The 1,783-nt window shown below is 64.3% G+C and carries 1 protein-coding gene and 1 pseudogene; both read right to left on the bottom strand.

Translation table 11 applies throughout. The features are described 5' to 3' along the window. Positions 1-143: 143 nt before the first annotated feature. Positions 144-935: a hypothetical protein gene (locus VIQ49_RS06215; protein ID WP_331882092.1), complete on the bottom strand. Its 792-nt coding sequence runs from the start codon at positions 933-935 to the stop codon at positions 144-146. A 1-nt stretch (position 936) separates the two neighbouring features. Further along, positions 937-1,783 (bottom strand): annotated as a pseudogene (locus VIQ49_RS06210) (hypothetical protein); the annotation flags it as partial.

Below are 1,783 nucleotides of genomic sequence, written 5' to 3'. Positions count from 1 at the left end.
CCCGCAGCGTGATTTCTTGATCACCGGTTGTGCCGCGAAACCGCCACAAGCAGTGAGCGCGAGCGTGGTTGCGGCGGTGAGCAGGGAAAGAACGATCCTCGTGCGAGTGGCGAAAAGGGGCTGTCGGGTACGCGTTTTCGTCATCACATCGCCCCCGGCAACGGGGTATCCAGATTGGGAATCGGGATCGGGCCGGGTGCCGGGATGGGAAGAAGTTCCTGCGAGGTCGACGGCGGCTGCGATGTGGTTGGCGCGGGGTTCTTTGGGGTCGACGTGGGCGTCGTTGTGCTGTTCGGTGCCGTCGTAGTCGGGGCGGTGGGTTCCGAATCGCCGTAACCAGTATCGAGGGTCGGCAGGGGAGTGGTCACGAGCCAGGGCCGCGTCCCAGATTCGCTCTGCGCGAGGTGGATCTTCAATGCTCCGGCTGACGTGGGCACAGTCACTGTCATAGTGTTGGGTCCGTCTGCGGGCACTGTTGTCGTGTGTGTCGGGCCGGTGATCGCTACGGAAACGGTCGGGCGGGCGGCGCGAAAGTTCGGTGTCAGTGCGCCGTCAGGGACCAGCACTGCGAGTGCGGAAGCCCAGGCATCGTTACTTGCGGCGTGATCGGTGTAGAGGTGCGCGTACGTCATCGCTGTCGCTTGCGCGCTCAACGCGACGTCGGCGCTCGACATCGCAGCGGTTCGGGTTTCCGTGACTTCCTCGCTTGCATGCGGCGCACTCGCGGGCTGTGCGGTGTCCGTGATCTCGAGGCTGGACTCTGCGGCTGACGGTAATTCGGCGGTAGTGGTCGTCGTTTCGGGTGTTCCGAGGATCTGGCCGAGTACGACGAGGCCGGCGAAGACGCCGACGATGGAGATTGCGAGATTCGTGCGTGAGTAGAGGACCCACCGACGGATCGGGGTCAGGACTGGGTTGTGGCTGATGGCGGGCATGTCAGTTCGACCTCTCGCGATCGACGGCAGGCCGAGCTGACGGAGTCCACACCGATGAGGTGGGCGGGCGCGCGCTTCTGCGAGATGAATCGCTGGAGCCGGAAATGTCGCCGGTGGTCGCGGCTGCGGCGGCTCTGTGTTCGCTCGACATGGTGGTGGGTGTGAAGACCTTCATCGGCGCGATGACCGAGTTGGTTCCGCCGTTCCATTCCTCGTTGACTGACGGACGTTGTGGAGCCTGCCTGAATCTGCGGTTGCGCTCTTCGTGGAGGTCGGTATCGGTACGGGAGGGTTCGCTGTGGCCGCGACGGCGCGGCCAATCGATGTCGCCGTCTGCGGTGTTGTCGGAATCGGTACCGCTTCCGACAGAGGAGATCCCAGCTTTGGGCCGCAGAGCTGCCGCACCTGATGCGGCAGCGATCCCGGCGATACGTGCATCTCGCTCGCTCTCGCGCCAGAGGGAGGTGCCCGGCATCCGGTCGGAGGCCGCGCGTGCGGCAGCGCGGGCATTGTCGGAGTCTTGCTGGCGGCGGGTGATGAGTCCGCGGCCTTCGGGGCGCACCGGGGTGGTGTCGTCGCCGTCGTTGTTGTCGCTGCTTCGGTGGAACGCTCCGACTGTCTTTTTCGCCATCGTCGTCGCTGGTCCGCCGACGGCCAACGATGCGGCATCGAACGCTTTGTGTTTGATCGACGATTTTGCGCGGACTGCTTTGCGGTTGAGTGCACCGGCGGAGTTTTGTCGGAAGGTGCTCGAGATCCGTTTGAACGGGCGCATGATGAACCAGCAGATCAACGACAGAATCACCATGAACCACAGGCGCCACGAACCGTCGACCGAGCCGTTGTCG

Origin of the sequence: Williamsia sp., from assembly GCF_036566845.1 — a bacterium.
GTDB lineage: Bacteria > Actinomycetota > Actinomycetes > Mycobacteriales > Mycobacteriaceae > Williamsia.
This window is presented reverse-complemented; position numbering and strand designations above follow the sequence as displayed.

Excerpts from the sequence above, each read along its gene's own strand:
- VIQ49_RS06215 (WP_331882092.1), bottom strand. The coding sequence starts at position 935 with ATGCCCGCCATCAGCCACAACCCAGTCCTGACCCCGATCCGTCGGTGG.